The following is a 14645-nucleotide window of genomic DNA, read 5'->3' as shown; positions in this document are numbered from 1 at the left end:
AGTTTTACTCATAGAGCTAGTCAGAATCACGAGGGTGCATGGCGTTCAAGAAACCGCGGAACTGGCATTCGCTGCCAGAGTATCAAGCGCTGCGCGCGCTCATGCAGGCTGGAACAACGGCTGCTGCTGCTCGGCAACTTGGCTTGTCTCAATCTGCCATAAGCCGATCCGTCGGCAGCCTGGAGTCCCGATTGGGTAAAACACTGTTCGAACGGGATGCCGGCAGGTTGCGCCCCACGCAGGAGGCCGTGAGGCTCAATATGCGCCTTGATCCCTTATTCGAAGCCTTGGACAGAATAGACGGACCGGGTGAAACCGTACAGGAAACACTGCGTCTGGTTGCTCCGCCCAGCTACGCCCATCGATATATCGTCTCGTTGATCGCCAGCTTCCTGCGAGGAAACCCAGGCTTTTTCGTCAATCTGGAAGTCACGACCTCGGATATGGTCACATTGGGGGTTCTGGAAAACCGCTTCGATCTGGCGGTGACCGGCATTGAACAAAGCCGAGCGGGAATAAAGCTCATTCCCTTCAGGGAGTCGCCCGCTTTTTGCGTCATGCGCCCCGAACATCCGCTTGCGAAACGCGACAAAATTTTACCGTATGACCTTCACAACCAAGAACTGATCGCTTTGACCTATCGTCATGGCAGGCGCGGACAACTGGATCGTTTGCTTCAACAGGTTCGGGCAGAACCAAGAATTGTCGCCGAAGTTTCAACCTCATTTGCCGCTGCTGATATGGCCCGAGAAGGTTTGGGTTTGGCAATCATCAACCCCTTTCCGATTTACATGTACCGCTCACCCGACCTGACATTTATCCCGTTTGAATCCCCCATGAGATATCGCGGCCACTTTGTCGTGTCGGATCAGAGGCCCGTACCAAGGATTGCGCGCGCATTCATGCGACATCTCCGGCTGAATACGCCCTCTGATCCATACACGTTCAAAACTTAGCGGGAGCATTTGATCATTCAAAACACCCGGAAGTATGGCTAATGTCGTCATGGTTGTAGAATAGGTGCTGTCAGACGAATTCGAACCAGTCTCAGTTTGCCACAGAAACCGTGAACCTATCCGGAACAAAGTTGACGCCACTCGGCAAGAGCGGCGGCGCGGGTCAGCTTGAAGGTGTCTCGGCTGGTCAGCGATCTTTCCTGGTTGAAGTGGTTGTAGACGGAGGAATGGACGGAGGCGAATTTCTGTAAACTTCGCATACGCCTGAAACGCTGCATCGCGCGTTCGCGTCGTCGGAAAGGAAGGTGGGAATTCTCAACGCGGTTGTTGAGCCACCTGCCCGTCTGTTGTTTTTTGAGCACGCCCAGCTCTCTGAGCGCGGCTCTGTATGAGGCGAAGCGATCTGTGACGATCTCTTCGGCGCAACCGTGCCGCTTCATCAATTTCTTGAGGAATTTCAGTGCTGCAGCTTTGTTTCGGCGTTTAGTGACTACGGCTTCCAGCACCTCACCTTCGTGATCAACGGCCCGCCAAAGATAATGCCGCTTGCCATTCACCTTCACGAAAACCTCGTCAACGTGCCACTTCCATTTGGAGAAGGCGCGCAGTTGCTGAACACGCTTTCGTCTGATCTCAGCAGCAAACATCGGGCCAAACCTGTTCCACCAATATCGGATAGTTTCGTGGCTCACTTCGATGCCTCTCTCGTGCAGCAGATCTTCGACATTCCGAAGCGAGAGCGGGAAACGGATATACAGCATCACCGCAAGGCGGATGATCTCGGGACTGGTTTTAAAGTATTTGAATGAGGCAGGTCTGGTCATGGGCAAAAGCTACGCAACTGCCCTGCCCCGCTCAAGCAAAGTTCTTCTGACAAGACCCGCACCCGTGCTCAGCTCGCATTTCTCTCACCGAAGATTCAGGCTGCAATTCTCGACGGCACCCAGCCGCCCGAACTCACTCTCAAGCGTCTGGTCAGCGTTACCCAACCACTTGATTGGGCCGAACAGGAATGTCTGTTCGACTTTTGACACCTCAAGAACCGGCCTCCCTGATACAGGGTTCGCCCTCCCTGATCCGTCGGAATAATTCCCTGTTCGCTCAAGAAAATTCCATGTTCCACCTTTTAGGGAATTTCCCGCATAAGCCTCTGAAAAGCATACAATGCTGACATGAAAAATGTCGGATTCCAGACCCGCTTCACGAAATTTCCTTGTAAATTACAGTCTATCAGGGAAATTCAGCCCAAAGCGACCTCGCCAAAACGCGGCACTGAGACTGAGGCCTAAATTGCGCTCTGAGTTTACGGTCTGCTCCGTCTCTGACTGAAAGCGCATGCGCCAACGCGCGGGAATTGCGGCACAATTCCGGGTCAGAAAACACAACTGAAGTGAGACGGGTATGAGTGGCGGGGAGACAGGGATTCGAACCCTGGGAACGCTCTCACGTTCAACGGTTTTCAAGACCGCCGCATTCGACCACTCTGCCACCTCCCCGCGTAAAGCCGGGTCTTAAGACGAGTTTGGCGCAGAGGCAAGCCATAAAGAGGGAAATCTTGCCGAAGCGGAAGCAGCAGTCTTTTCATGGTCCGACGCCCGCGCTATGATCCGCGGGTAAGACCGCACGAGACTGGCATCAAGAACCAGCGAACATGCGGTGGGGCGCGGCCAACATGGCCTTGTCAGGCAAGGGATTGAGAAAATGAAGCGAGCTACGGGCACACGCTTTGGGCCACAACGGTTGGCAGTTTTGGTCGTGACTTTGGCCGCATTGACCGGGTGCGAGGAAGGGTTAATCCCACAAGAAGCCTCGCCCGAAGAAGCGGCAGCCGAGAATGCAGACAACACCAATCGGTTCGAATTGTTCCCCGAGGCAGCGTCTGGCAAACAGCGCGATATCGAAGCACCCGAAGTGTTTCAAGTGACCGAGGCCGGGCTTTGGGACGGGCGGCCATCGCTGGGTGGCATCTGGGTGGCACACCCTGATGTCGCGCAACCCGAACGGGTGCTGATCAAGAACACGGCCAACAATAAATCCGTCACCGGAGCCCTGTTCCGCCGCGAGCGGAACCTGCCCGGGCCTGCGCTGCAGATTTCGTCTTCGGCGGCAGAGCAATTGGGAATGCTGGCAGGTGCTCCGACCAAGGTTCAGGTCGTCGCCCTGCGGCGCGAAACGGTGGAAGAACCCCCTGCCCCGGTGGAATCAGAGCTAACCGAGGACGGCGATGTGGCCGAGGGAACCGATGCCGCAGATGAAACTGCTGATGGCGAGGCGCCCGAAAAGCCAGAAAAGCGTAAGTGGTGGCAGAAGAAACCAGCCGACGAGTCGAATGCCGGTGCGGCGGTTGTCGCCGGGACCGCCGCTGGCGCGGCTGTCGCGTCCTCTGACGATGAGACTGCTGATGCGCAGAGCACAGAACTGACCGCGGCTGACCCGCAAGCGCCTGAGAAACCTGAAAAACGCAAATGGTGGCAGAAGAAACCAGCCGACGAAACAAGCGCCGCTGCAACCGGTGCCGCTGCGGCTACGGTTACGGCTGCCGAGATCGATGCCACGCCCCCAGAGCCTCAGACCACCAACTTGTCCGTCCCTAAGGTGACACCGCCGGCAGAGAAGCCTGCCAAGCGCAAGTGGTGGCAGAAAAAGAACCCCAACGAGATCACCGAGACCCAGCTGGATCCGATCGCGGGGGCAGCAGCAGCCATCGAAGCGTCAGAGCCGACCGCGCCAATTGCGACAAGCGCTGCCGCTGCGGGCGGTTTGTCTAAGCCCTACGTTCAGGCTGGCACCTTCAGCGTTGAAGCCAACGCCAAGAGTGCTGCAGAAAAACTCCGGCGCAACGGTATGACCGCCAACGTGTTCGAGTTGAATAGCGGTGACAAATCGGTCTGGCGCGTTCTGGTTGGGCCCGTTGCAACCCGCACGGAGCGCCGGGCGTTGCTGAACGACGTGAAAGACCTCGGATTCACCGATGCCTTTACGTCCAAGAACTGACGGAACAGGAGGCTCATGATGCTTTCCGCTTTGCGATCTACCAGCTTGGCTATCGGACTGGCGCTGCTGGCAATGCCCGCCCATGCGTTCGACACGACCGCGCGGGCGGCTTATGTAATTGACCAGAAAACCGGCACGGTGCTGCTGTCGAAAGAGGCCGACCAGCCGCTGCCGCCTGCATCGATGTCAAAACTCATGACACTCTATGTCGCGTTCGAAGCGTTGCGTGATGGTCGGCTAACGCTGGATGAAACCCTCCCCGTCTCGGAACACGCCATGAGCTATGGCGGCTCGACGATGTTCCTGAACACGCAGGATCGGGTACGAGTCGAAGATCTTCTGCGTGGGATCATCGTGCTTTCTGGAAACGATGCCTGCGTGGTGATCGCCGAAGCACTGAGCCCGGACGGAACAGAGGCCGGTTTTGCCCGGTTTATGACTCAGCGCGCGCAGCAGATGGGCATGAACAACTCGAACTTTGCCAATTCCAACGGCTGGCCGGCAGCCGGGCATATGATGTCGGTGCATGATCTGGCAGTTCTCGCTGACCGGCTTATTTCTGATTTCCCCGAGTATTATCCGCTGTTTGCAGAAGAAGTGTTCGAGTTCGATGGCCGAGCGCCTTCGAACGCGCGCAACCGAAATCCGCTACTGAAGCTGGATATAGGGGCAGATGGCCTCAAAACCGGTCATACACAAGAGGCGGGGTATGGTCTGGTTGGTTCGGCCAAACAAGGGGATCGTCGGGTTGTCTTCGTTCTTTCTGGTCTCGATAGCGTCGGCAAGCGGGCAGAGGAGGCTGAGGCCGTGGTTAACTGGTCGTTTCGAAATTTTGTCGAGAGGACAGTTGCCAAATCGGAAGAACCGGTAGCCCAGGCCAAGCTTTGGATGGGGGCTGAAAGAACTGTTGGGTTGGTTCCCAAAGCAGACCTGACCCTTTTATTTCCGGTGCTGGGAGACAAGGAAATTCAGGCCGAGGTCGTTTATGATGGCCCGATCAACGCGCCTGTCAGCAAAGGTCAGCCCCTGGCTGAACTGGTGATCAAACCCGAAGGATTGCCCGAGATCCGCCGCCCTCTGGTCGCGGACAGGGATGTACCGCTTGGTGGGTTTGTTGTCCGCATGATGACTGTGGGCGGTATTGTTCTGAAAGACGTGATCAACACCCCGTTGGAGCAAATGTGAGCGCGCGCGGGACGTTTCTGACCTTCGAAGGGATTGACGGTTCGGGCAAGTCCACTCAGGCTCGCTTGCTGGCCGAGCATCTGCGCCGTGAAGGCCGTGACGTTGTTCTGACGCGGGAACCGGGCGGGTCGGACGGAGCCGAGGAAATCCGCAGCCTTGTTCTGCAGGGCGACCCGGATCGCTGGTCGGCCGAGACCGAAATCCTGTTGTTCACCGCCGCTCGGCGTGACCACCTGGAGCGTACGATCGAGCCTGCTCTGGCCGAAGGCAAAGTGGTGATATGTGATCGTTTCGCCGACAGCACGCGCCTGTATCAGGGCCTCTCGCGCGGTGATTTGCGCGGGCTGGTGGATAAGTTGCACAGCCTGATGATCGGACGGGAACCTGACCTGACCTTGCTGATCGACATGGACCCGGAAACGGGGCTGTCGCGTGCCAAAGGACGTCAAGGGGCCGAAGAGAGGTTCGAGGATTTCGGGCTGGGCCTTCAACTGCAGATACGCGCCGGGTTTCTGGGGTTGGCCGAAGAATTCGCAGACCGATTCCGCGTGGTTGACGGCAACCGAGACATGGACAGGGTTGCGCAGGATGTGTCAGAGATTGTCATGACAGCCTTGCGATAGATCAGACATGAGCGACGACACTCCAACACCGGATCAAGCCCCCGGCGCCCCGCATCCGCGTGAAACCGCCAAGCTTCTTGGACAGGAGGCAGCACAGCAGGCGTTTCTAACCGCGTATAATTCAGACCGTTTGCATCACGGCTGGTTGTTGACAGGCCCGCGCGGTGTGGGCAAAGCAACGCTCGCCTGGCGCATTGCGCAATTCTTGCTGGCAACACCTCCGTCCGATGACAGCGGGTTGTTCGGCGCCCCGCCCCCGCCTGACACGCTGGACACCGCCCCGGATCACCCCGTCACACACCGCATTCTTGCAGGGGCCGAACCCGGCCTTGCGGCGATCACCCGATCCGTGAACGATCAGGGGCGACTGCGAAACGAGATCGTTGTCGATGATATCCGCAAACTGGGACGGTTCTTTGGCCTTTCCGCAGCCGACGGTGGTCGGCGCGTTGTCATCGTGGATTCTGCAGACGAGATGAACGTCAGCGCTGCAAATGCGCTGTTGAAAATGCTTGAAGAGCCCCCCGCACGAACGACACTGTTGTTGATCTCGCACCAACCCTCGCGCCTGTTGCCAACCATCCGCTCACGCTGTCGCACATTGCGATTGTCGCCGCTGGGGAGCGACGACATGCAGGCTGCACTGGCCCAAACCGGCACCGATGTCACTGGTGGCCAGGCCGACCATCTGGCCGCAATCGCCGTCGGGTCAGTGGGCGATGCTGTTCGCCTGATCAATCTCGGCGGGCTTGAGTTGTATGCAGAGTTGATCGACATTCTGGGCACACTGCCCCGGCTCGACCGGCAGCGCGCATTGAAGCTTGCCGAAGCTGCGGCACAACGGGGTGCAGCCGACAGGTTCGACTTGCTGTTGTCACTGATCGACATGGCCTTGTCCCGTCTCGCGCTAACCGGAGCAACGGGCACAGCCCCAATGCCCGAAGCTGCCCCGAACGAGGCTGAAATTCTGACTCGCCTGTCCGGCTCGCCAAATAAGGCCCGGCAGTGGGCTGAGGTCGCCGCCCTGATCACGGCGCGCGCGCGGCATGGGCAGGCGGTGAACCTTGACCCTGCCTCGCTAGTCCTAGATACGGTGTTCAAGATACAGGAAACCGCCGGTCAGAGCAGATGAGCCCCACCCCCGAAATTACCGACAGCCACTGCCATCTGGACTTCCCAGATTTCGAGGGGCAGTTGGACGAAATTGTCACCCGCGCCACCGAGGCTGGTGTAACCCGCATGGTGACTATCTGCACCCGCCTTCGTAACGAACCCGCCGTGCGTTCCATCGCCGAGGCCCACGCCCCGGTCTTCTACGCCGCAGGCACCCATCCGATGAGTGCCGCAGAAGAGCCGATGGCCACGATTGATGAACTTGTAGCCCTGACTAAGCACCCGAAATTCGTGGGTATCGGCGAAACCGGGCTTGATTACCACTACACGGCCGAGTCTGCCGATGTGCAGCAACAATCGCTGCGCATTCATATCGAAGCTGCCCAGCGCACTGGTTTACCGCTGATCATCCATGCCCGCGCCGCCGATGACGACATGGCCCGCATTCTGGCAGAGGAATACCGCAACGCGCCCTATTCCTGCGTCATGCATTGCTTTTCTTCTTCGGCTGAGCTGGCCCATGCGGCACTTGAGTTAGGGTTCTACCTGTCCATGTCCGGCATCGCAGCTTTCCCCAAAAGCCAGGAACTGCGCGATATCTTTGCCACCGCGCCGGTCGACCGCATTCTGGTGGAAACTGATGCGCCGTATCTGGCGCCCCCTCCCTATCGCGGCAAGCGGAACGAGCCGGCATATACCGCCCACACCGCCCGCAAAGGTGCCGAAGTCTTTGGGATGGACTATGCCGAATTTGCCGCCCGGACGCAGGCGAACTTTGACAGGCTATTTGCCAAAGCCGCCACATACAGGGCGGCTGCATGAGTGAACTGCGCCTAACAATTCTGGGCTGCGGGTCTTCCGGCGGCGTCCCCCGTCTGGGTGGGCATTGGGGGGCCTGCGATCCGGAGAACCCCAAAAACATCCGCCGACGCTGCTCATTATTGGTTGAACGCGACGGGCCAGAAGGTACGACATCGGTTCTGATCGACACCTCGCCTGATATGCGCAGCCAGTTGTTGGACACGGGTACGGGACGTCTGGATGGAGTGATCTACACTCATTCCCACGCCGATCACATGAACGGGATCGACGACTTGCGGATGATCGTTTTTAACATGAAGACCCGGGTTCCCGTCTGGGCTGACGGCGATACACAGAATGATCTGCTTAGCCGATTTGGTTATGCCTTCGTCCAGCCCGAAGGTTCGCCCTATCCGCCAATTCTCGACCTCAAGACAATTGATGGCCCGTTCGAGGTTTCCGGCACCGGTGGCCCCATCCCGTTCCGACCGTTTCGCGTGAACCACGGGTCGATTGATGCCCTTGGATTCAGAATGGGCGCGACCGTCTATCTACCTGATGTCGCGGATCTTTACGACGAGAGCATGGCTGAACTGGCAAACCTTGATTGCCTGATCATCGATGCCTTACGCCGGTCGCCTCATCCAACTCATGCCCATCTGGACAAAACGCTGGGCTGGATCGATCAATTGCAACCGAAACGCGCTGTATTGACCAACATGCATATAGATCTGGATTATGCCACGGTCGATGCGGAAACTCCGGATCATATTACGCCTGCCTTTGACGGCATGGTGATCCGGCAACCGCTGTAGGGCAAGCCGCTGTTCGCGCCCGCAAAACCCGCTCTGGCGCCTAAGGTCCGATCATGTTTCAAAGTCTGATCGATGTCATCCTGCCGGTGTTTCTGGTCATCGGCGCAGGGTATACTGCAACGCGGTCTGGCTATTTCCGTGAAGCCCATATCGACGGTCTGATGAAGTTTACTCAGGGTTTTGCCATTCCCTGTCTGCTGTTTCTGGCCATTGCAAATCTCGACCTGAGTGCCAGCTTCGATCCTCGACTTCTGGCCAGTTTCTACTCGGCTGCTGGCCTCTGTTTTGTTGCTGGTATGGTTGGCGCTCGCCTGATTTTCGCCCGCGAGTGGGAAGACTGCATCGCCATCGGCTTTTGCTGCCTGTTTTCAAACTCGGTTCTGTTGGGTTTGCCCATAACCGAACGCGCTTATGGGCCTGATAACCTGACAGGCAATTTCGCAATCATCGCGATCCACTCACCTTTTTGCTATTGCGTCGGAATCACGGTGATGGAGGTCTTCCGAAACCGCGGACACGGCGGGGCGCAGATGATTAAATCCGTGTTGTCAGCCATGTTCAAGAACGCGCTCATTCTTGGCATCTCGTTGGGGTTTATCGTGAACCTTACGGGGCTTGGCGTACCCGGCGTCGTGGATGAGGCGCTTAACCTGATCACTCGTGCTGCCCTGCCCGGAGCTTTGTTCGCGCTGGGGGGCGTGCTGGTAAAGTACCGTCCCGAAGGCGACCTGCGTGCGATCATCTTTGTCTGCTGCATATCACTGCTGCTGCATCCAAGCCTGGTTTGGCTGTTCGGATCGTCGCTGGCGCTGCCGCAGGATCTTTTTCGCTCGGGCGTTCTAACGGCGGCAATGGCACCGGGTTTCAACGCCTATATTTTCGCCAATATGTATGGTCGCGCCAAGCGAGTCGCCGCATCCTCGGTCCTGGTGGGGACAGCCGCATCGATCCTGACCGTCTGGTTGTGGCTGACCCTGCTGGGATGACTAAAATGCCAATACCGCATTGACTCTGCCCATAAGCAAAACATCTATCGCAGAACCCATTCGGAGCCCTGCATGTCACACGCCGTTATCGTAGCCCATGGCCAACCCTCTGACCCGGCACCCGCCGAGGCGGCGCTGGCAGCTTTTGCCCGAGAAATCGGCGCATTGTGTCAGCGGGCCTCGGTGCGTTCGGCCACTTTGGCCGCCCCCAACGCGCTAGAGCAGTGTCTGGACAACTTGCCCGACACGACAGCAATCTACCCGCTATTTATGGCACGTGGCTGGTTCGTCACCAGTGCTTTACCCAAGCGGATCGGCAACCGGCCCGTAACGATTCTGGAACCGCTGGGCACCGATCCGAACTTGCCTGCACTTGTTGCCGCTGCCCTACATCAGGCGTTGGCGGACCGGCAGTGGCGCGCATCCAAGACAGACCTTGTGATCGCAGCGCATGGCTCGGGTCGCAGCGCCAATCCGGCGGTGGTTGCGAATGGGTTTGCAAATGCGCTGGGTCGGCTGACTTCTTTCAACAGCATCCGCACTGGTTTTGTAGAACAGCCGCCATCCATTGCTGACGCGGCTACGAATTGCGGTGAACAGGCACTCTGTCTGCCATTTTTTGCCTGCACCGGAGGTCACGTGCTGGAGGATGTCCCGCAAGAGCTGACCCGCGCCAGCTTTTCCGGTCACGTCATGCCGGTAATCTCAGAGCTGCCGCAGGTCGAGCGGCACATCGCGGCAACGCTGGATGCGATATAGCAAGGCCTGCGGGCATTTGCCCACGTTCAACCGGATTGCCGCGCATCGGACAATTCGCAATAGAACCGGTGGCAGGATCGCCCATTCCGCTTCGCCGCATACAGAGCCAGATCAGCGGCATGTAGGATATCCATCGCTTTGGGCACTTCGAACTGCGTCGAAAGCGCCGTACCAACGCTCGCCGATACGCTGCAGGCCGATCCGTCGAACCTCATCGGCTGACAGAGACGTGAGATCAGGCGCTTTGCAATACCACCAAGCTTTTTACGATCGCTCATTCCTTTGAAGATCAAAACAAATTCGTCCCCACCGATGCGGGCAACAGTGTCATCGCTTCGCGTTTCTTCCAGCATGATCTTTGCAGCCTGTTGCAGCACGTAATCCCCCGCGGCATGGCCCAGTCGGTCATTTACTGATTTGAAGAAATCCAGATCCAGATGCATCAGCGAAAAAACCGATTTCGTCGAAATCAGATGAGCAAGGATATGATCCATCGCTCGCCGATTTTTGAGCCCGGTCAACGTGTCGGTATAGGCCTGTTTCTCAGCAGCCAGCATCGCCGCCTGGAGCCGAAGGTTCAGCGAACGAGAGGCCTCCATCGCGGCGGAATTTGCTTCGACCAGATACAATAGCTCGATCGCCAGATCGGTGCCCGAGAAATCCGCGCTAGTCAAAGCATAATCCCGCACCGCATCCAATATCGAAATGCCGAAAGACAGGTTGACGACTGCCCCACCCCCGCAGGGTAATGGGGCAATCAGACCCTTGAATGCTGTTTGTGGTTGGTCCTGAAATCTCAGGTGCAACTTCAGGCCCGGCTCTGCCAGCATCTCGGTCACGGTACATATCGATCGGGGGCGGACGAGTTCAAATATATCCAGAAAGCTTTGCCCAGCCATGGGATAATCGGGGCGCAGTTTTTGCAGCGTTGGTCCGACCTGAACGACCCGGCCGCAATCATCGACCAAAACAAACATCGGACACAATGTTTTCAGCAGCCCTCCAACATCGTCGGTCCTGATCATGATTTGCGTGCCCCGAGATCAAAGTGACGCCCCTCGGCAAATGCGCTTTCTATCAGCCTGATCGAAATGACTTCGGCCTCGTTATGGTGCTCGTCATTGGACAGGATAACCAGCGCCCCGTAATCATCCGCCATGGCCCGCAGAACACCGGTCATAACACTGGAATACCCCGGTAACCCGGGAAAACAGTGCAACTGATATTCCGCCGGTGAATGCTCCTGCAATTCCAGATCCGGCAAACTTAGGTCCGACACGGCAAGGCGCACACGATCTGACAAGTCATCAAGCGAGTGCAGAAACTCGACATAGGTGACCCCTCCGAAACGGAGCAGCCGCCGCAAATCCTCCATGTTTGGATGTGACACAAGGTAGGTTCCCAGATCCTCCAGAAACTCGGTCTTTGGGCGGTTCAGTTTGGCACACAGAACGTCCAGCACACGGGTCGTTATGTCCGCCTCATAGATCAACATCGCCTCAAACTCATCGAAACCAAGGCCCGACGTCTGGGTCGCGTGCAGCCAGCATTGGCGGCCATAGGTGGCGCAGACGAAGGATTGAATCGCCCTGTTGATCAGCCCGTGCATGAGTCGCCTCAGATTGTAAGACAGTCTCAGGTGATCCCAGAAACCTTAACAAAGACCCAACATCCACCACGGGATCATGAGAATGCCATGTAATCTCAACCTGAAACTCAGGTTTGAGGTGTGCGGTCAGAAATCAGTCGGTGCGCCACCCTCAGCCTTGCGACGCTCAACAAAGTCGACCAGTTCCTCACGGATCGCCTCATCCAATTCGGGTGCTTCGAAATTGTTCACGATTTCCTTGAACATTCGATGGGCGCGCTCGGGTGTCCAGATGCCACCGGCGGCCTCCCACGCTTCGAAGTTTTTCCAATCACTCAGGAACGGCTGATAAAATGCTGTGGTATAGCGGTCCTGCGTGTGTTGGATGCCAAAGAAATGCCCGTCATTCCCGACCGAACGGATTGCTTCCAGCGCGATCTCATCCGGTCCCGCCGCCGCCAGCTCAGGCTGCATATAGCGCTGGATCTGCTGCAGGATTTCACAATCCATGATGAACTTCTCGGGGCTCGCGATCAAACCGCCTTCAAGCCAGCCCGCCGCATGATAGACCATATTGGTGCCTGATTGCACCGCTGCCCAAAGGGAATTCGACGTCTCCCAAATGGCCTGACCGTCCGGCACATTCGCAGCACAAACACCCGAAGACCGCATCGGCAAGCCATAAAACCGCGCCATCTGCCCGGTCATCTGAGTCGCGCGCATGTATTCCGGCGTCCCGAATGCAGGCGCCCCGGACTTCATATCCACGTTCGAGGTGAAGGTTCCGATCACACAAGGTATGCCGGGCCGAACATATTGGAACAGCGCGATTGCACACAGCGCCTCGGCCAGCGATTGCGCCACCGCCCCGGCCATGGTCACAGGCGCCATAGCCCCGGCCAGCGTAAACGGGGTCACCACGATCGCCTGCCCACGCCGCGCCAACCTCAGACAACCATCGATCATCGGCTGGTCGTGCTTCAGAGGCGACGTAGAGTTGATGTTGGTGTACATCCGCGGCGCTGCTTCGAACTCGTCGTGACTAAGGCCGCCTGCAATGCGCACCATCTCCATCACATCCTCGACCCGCTCTTTCCCCAACGAGTAGGCGTGCATCGCCTTGTCGGTCAGGGTCAGCTTGTCATAGAGCACGTCGAGATGGCGGATGCTGGCGTGGATATCCACCGGTTCGACCGGATAGCCCCCGGCAAAGTGGATGCAGTTAAAATACTGCGTCAGCTTCAGCAAATCCTGACACATCCGCCGTGTCCCGGGCACTTTCTTGCCGATCTCCATATCCCAGTAATTCGGCGGAGATGAAACATTGCCAAACAGCAATGTCTTGCCCCCGACCTCGATCTGATGATCCGGGTTGCGCGGCGTGATGGTAAACTTGTTTGGCGCCTTGCTCACCATCTCCATCACGAAATCCCGGCCCATGCGAACGTTGTCACCCGAGATCGTGCAGCCAGCCTCACGCAAGATGCCGATAGCTTCCTGATTGTAGAATTCGATGCCAATCTCTTCGAGGATACGCATCGCCCCCTCGTGAATCGCCTCGATCCCATCCGGGTCCAGCGGTTCGGTCGGACGGTCGATGTTTAACGGAGGGTTCCACGGCATCTGATCAATCACGGCACTGCCGCGGCGGGCCGCAGCGCCCGCACGCCCCCCGCCTCGGCGTCTGCGCGTTTTACTATCGTTCATGGGTATCCTCCCGGCTTCCTTTCATAAGCAAGCCCCGAAGAACCCGTTCTGGCCGCTCTATCTGCGACAGCTCATGTCGGTTTTGATATCTGAACCGGCGATTTTCGACGCAGGTTGATCAGTCTTTTGAAAGCCAGCTGGGAATATGGCCGATGTTCGGCAGTACCACATCCGCCAACGGTTCGAGCGTTTCAGCTGTCGCCATTCCGGTCAGAACCCCAATCGTCACCATCCCCGCTGCGCGCCCAGCTTCGAGGTCATGAAGGCTGTCACCGACCATGGCGATGCGGGATGGCTCGACCTCAACATGTTGCGCAAAAGCCAGCAGCTGCCCCGGACCGGGTTTATAACCATGTCCGCTGTCGTATCCGGCCACAAAATCGAAGTGATCCCGCACACCAACCGAATGCAGATGTTGCAACGCCGGCTTTTCAGCGTCATTCGTGGCCACACCCAATCTCAACCCGGCTTGACGCAGTTCCTCAAGAAACGACGCCAGCGGAACGGCCTGAACCTGCTGCGCCTCCGCCGAAGCCCGGTTGAGCGTATCCACCAATTCTTCAAGCGATGTTTCAGACAGGTGCGGTTTCAGTGCTCCGGCGACCTCATCAACGGTTCCGGCAATGACAATGCTGTTGGGATCATAGCTCTCTTGCTCGAAATCAAACCCGATCGCACGTCCCAGATCTGCCGCAAGCTGCATATCTCCTTTCGAGAGTTGCTCGAGCGCGGCGCGCCCGAACGTGCCCCAGGTGGCCGCGAAATCAAAAAGAGTGCCGTCCTTGTCGAACACGAGGGCGTCAATTGCCATGAATGAGGGCTCCTGCAGGTTAGGTCCAGTGCATATTCGAAGTCCCGGACAATGCAGCACGGGCCTGACCCGGCTGATCGTAGGGTACGGAATTGGCGTCACAAAAAGCGATCACCCACGAATCGTCAAGCATCAGAAAGTCCAGAACCGAGCCAAGGAACTCGGTCTCGCCTGCCCGGTCGCGCAAATCCTGGGCAGAGGCGCCGGTTGCGCCCAGAAAGACGGGCAACAATTCGTCGTTTCCCACCAGCCAGCCAAGCACGCTCAGGGCCAGAGTTTCAGCGGAATTGGCGGAGATCGGCATAAA

The 14645-nt window shown here is 57.7% G+C and carries 15 protein-coding genes and 1 tRNA gene; 9 read left to right on the top strand and 7 right to left on the bottom strand.

The genetic code is table 11. The features are described 5' to 3' along the window. Positions 1 to 38 precede the first annotated feature (38 nt). Entirely contained in the window at positions 39 to 956 is a 918-nt protein-coding gene (locus BLU89_RS01165; protein ID WP_074733776.1) for a LysR family transcriptional regulator, read from the top strand. Between the two features lie 116 nt (positions 957 to 1072). On the opposite strand, the gene BLU89_RS01160 is transcribed toward BLU89_RS01165, so the two are convergent. After that, positions 1073 to 1780 carry an IS6 family transposase gene (locus BLU89_RS01160; RefSeq protein WP_074733774.1) on the bottom strand — a complete coding sequence of 236 codons (708 nt, stop codon included), beginning with the start codon at positions 1778 to 1780 and terminating at the stop codon, positions 1073 to 1075. A 582-nt stretch (positions 1781 to 2362) separates the two neighbouring features. Further along, positions 2363 to 2452, bottom strand: a tRNA-Ser gene (locus BLU89_RS01155). Positions 2453 to 2657: 205 nt separating this feature from the next. Between BLU89_RS01155 and BLU89_RS01150 the strand changes: the two genes are divergently transcribed. The 8 genes from BLU89_RS01150 (at position 2658) to BLU89_RS01115 (ending at position 10232) form a co-directional block, all read left to right on the top strand. Then, complete coding sequence (locus tag BLU89_RS01150) at positions 2658 to 3950, top strand: SPOR domain-containing protein (protein WP_074733773.1); 1293 nt, start codon at positions 2658 to 2660, stop codon at positions 3948 to 3950. 18 nt (positions 3951 to 3968) lie between these two features. Continuing rightward, entirely contained in the window at positions 3969 to 5135 is a 1167-nt protein-coding gene (locus BLU89_RS01145) for a D-alanyl-D-alanine carboxypeptidase family protein (protein ID WP_074736270.1), read from the top strand. After that, a complete protein-coding gene (gene tmk, locus BLU89_RS01140) occupies positions 5132 to 5758 on the top strand; it encodes a dTMP kinase (RefSeq protein ID WP_074733771.1) in 627 nt (208 codons plus the stop codon). Before BLU89_RS01145 ends, tmk begins: the two co-directional genes overlap by 4 nt. Positions 5759 to 5765: 7 nt before the next feature. Next, the gene (locus BLU89_RS01135; RefSeq protein ID WP_074733769.1) at positions 5766 to 6890 is read left to right on the top strand and encodes a DNA polymerase III subunit delta'; all 1125 of its coding nucleotides are present in this window, start codon (positions 5766 to 5768) and stop codon (positions 6888 to 6890) included. Further along, positions 6887 to 7693 (top strand): TatD family hydrolase, encoded by an 807-nt coding sequence (locus BLU89_RS01130; protein ID WP_074733767.1) that lies wholly within the window; start codon positions 6887 to 6889, stop codon positions 7691 to 7693. The genes BLU89_RS01135 and BLU89_RS01130 overlap by 4 nt, the downstream gene beginning before the upstream one ends. Then, entirely contained in the window at positions 7690 to 8487 is a 798-nt protein-coding gene (locus BLU89_RS01125) for an MBL fold metallo-hydrolase (protein ID WP_074733765.1), read from the top strand. The genes BLU89_RS01130 and BLU89_RS01125 overlap by 4 nt, the downstream gene beginning before the upstream one ends. 53 nt (positions 8488 to 8540) lie before the next feature. Further along, the gene (locus tag BLU89_RS01120) at positions 8541 to 9473 is read left to right on the top strand and encodes an AEC family transporter (protein ID WP_074733764.1); all 933 of its coding nucleotides are present in this window, start codon (positions 8541 to 8543) and stop codon (positions 9471 to 9473) included. 72 nt (positions 9474 to 9545) lie between these two features. Next, complete coding sequence (locus tag BLU89_RS01115) at positions 9546 to 10232, top strand: CbiX/SirB N-terminal domain-containing protein (protein WP_074733762.1); 687 nt, start codon at positions 9546 to 9548, stop codon at positions 10230 to 10232. A gap of 26 nt (positions 10233 to 10258) precedes the next feature. Here the strand turns inward: BLU89_RS01115 and BLU89_RS01110 are convergent, their stop codons facing one another. The 5 genes from BLU89_RS01110 to BLU89_RS01090 form a co-directional block, all read right to left on the bottom strand. After that, positions 10259 to 11257, bottom strand: a complete 999-nt coding sequence (locus BLU89_RS01110) for a GGDEF domain-containing protein (RefSeq protein WP_074733760.1) — start codon at positions 11255 to 11257, stop codon at positions 10259 to 10261. Further along, positions 11254 to 11841, bottom strand: a complete 588-nt coding sequence (locus BLU89_RS01105; protein WP_074733758.1) for a heme NO-binding domain-containing protein — start codon at positions 11839 to 11841, stop codon at positions 11254 to 11256. The genes BLU89_RS01110 and BLU89_RS01105 overlap by 4 nt, the downstream gene beginning before the upstream one ends. A 126-nt stretch (positions 11842 to 11967) precedes the next feature. Continuing rightward, positions 11968 to 13527: a trimethylamine methyltransferase family protein gene (locus BLU89_RS01100; RefSeq protein WP_074733756.1), complete on the bottom strand. Its 1560-nt coding sequence runs from the start codon at positions 13525 to 13527 to the stop codon at positions 11968 to 11970. Positions 13528 to 13645: 118 nt separating this feature from the next. Further along, positions 13646 to 14338, bottom strand: coding sequence for an HAD family hydrolase (locus BLU89_RS01095; RefSeq protein ID WP_074733755.1), 693 nt, complete (start codon positions 14336 to 14338; stop codon positions 13646 to 13648). Between the two features lie 19 nt (positions 14339 to 14357). After that, the gene (locus BLU89_RS01090) at positions 14358 to 14642 is read right to left on the bottom strand and encodes a DUF3572 domain-containing protein (protein ID WP_074733753.1); all 285 of its coding nucleotides are present in this window, start codon (positions 14640 to 14642) and stop codon (positions 14358 to 14360) included. Positions 14643 to 14645: the final 3 nt, after the last annotated feature.

This window comes from Ruegeria halocynthiae (assembly GCF_900106805.1).
GTDB classification, from domain to species: Bacteria; Pseudomonadota; Alphaproteobacteria; order Rhodobacterales; family Rhodobacteraceae; genus Ruegeria; species Ruegeria halocynthiae.
Note: the sequence above shows the minus strand (reverse complement) of the source record. Positions and strands in the feature narration are given on the sequence as shown.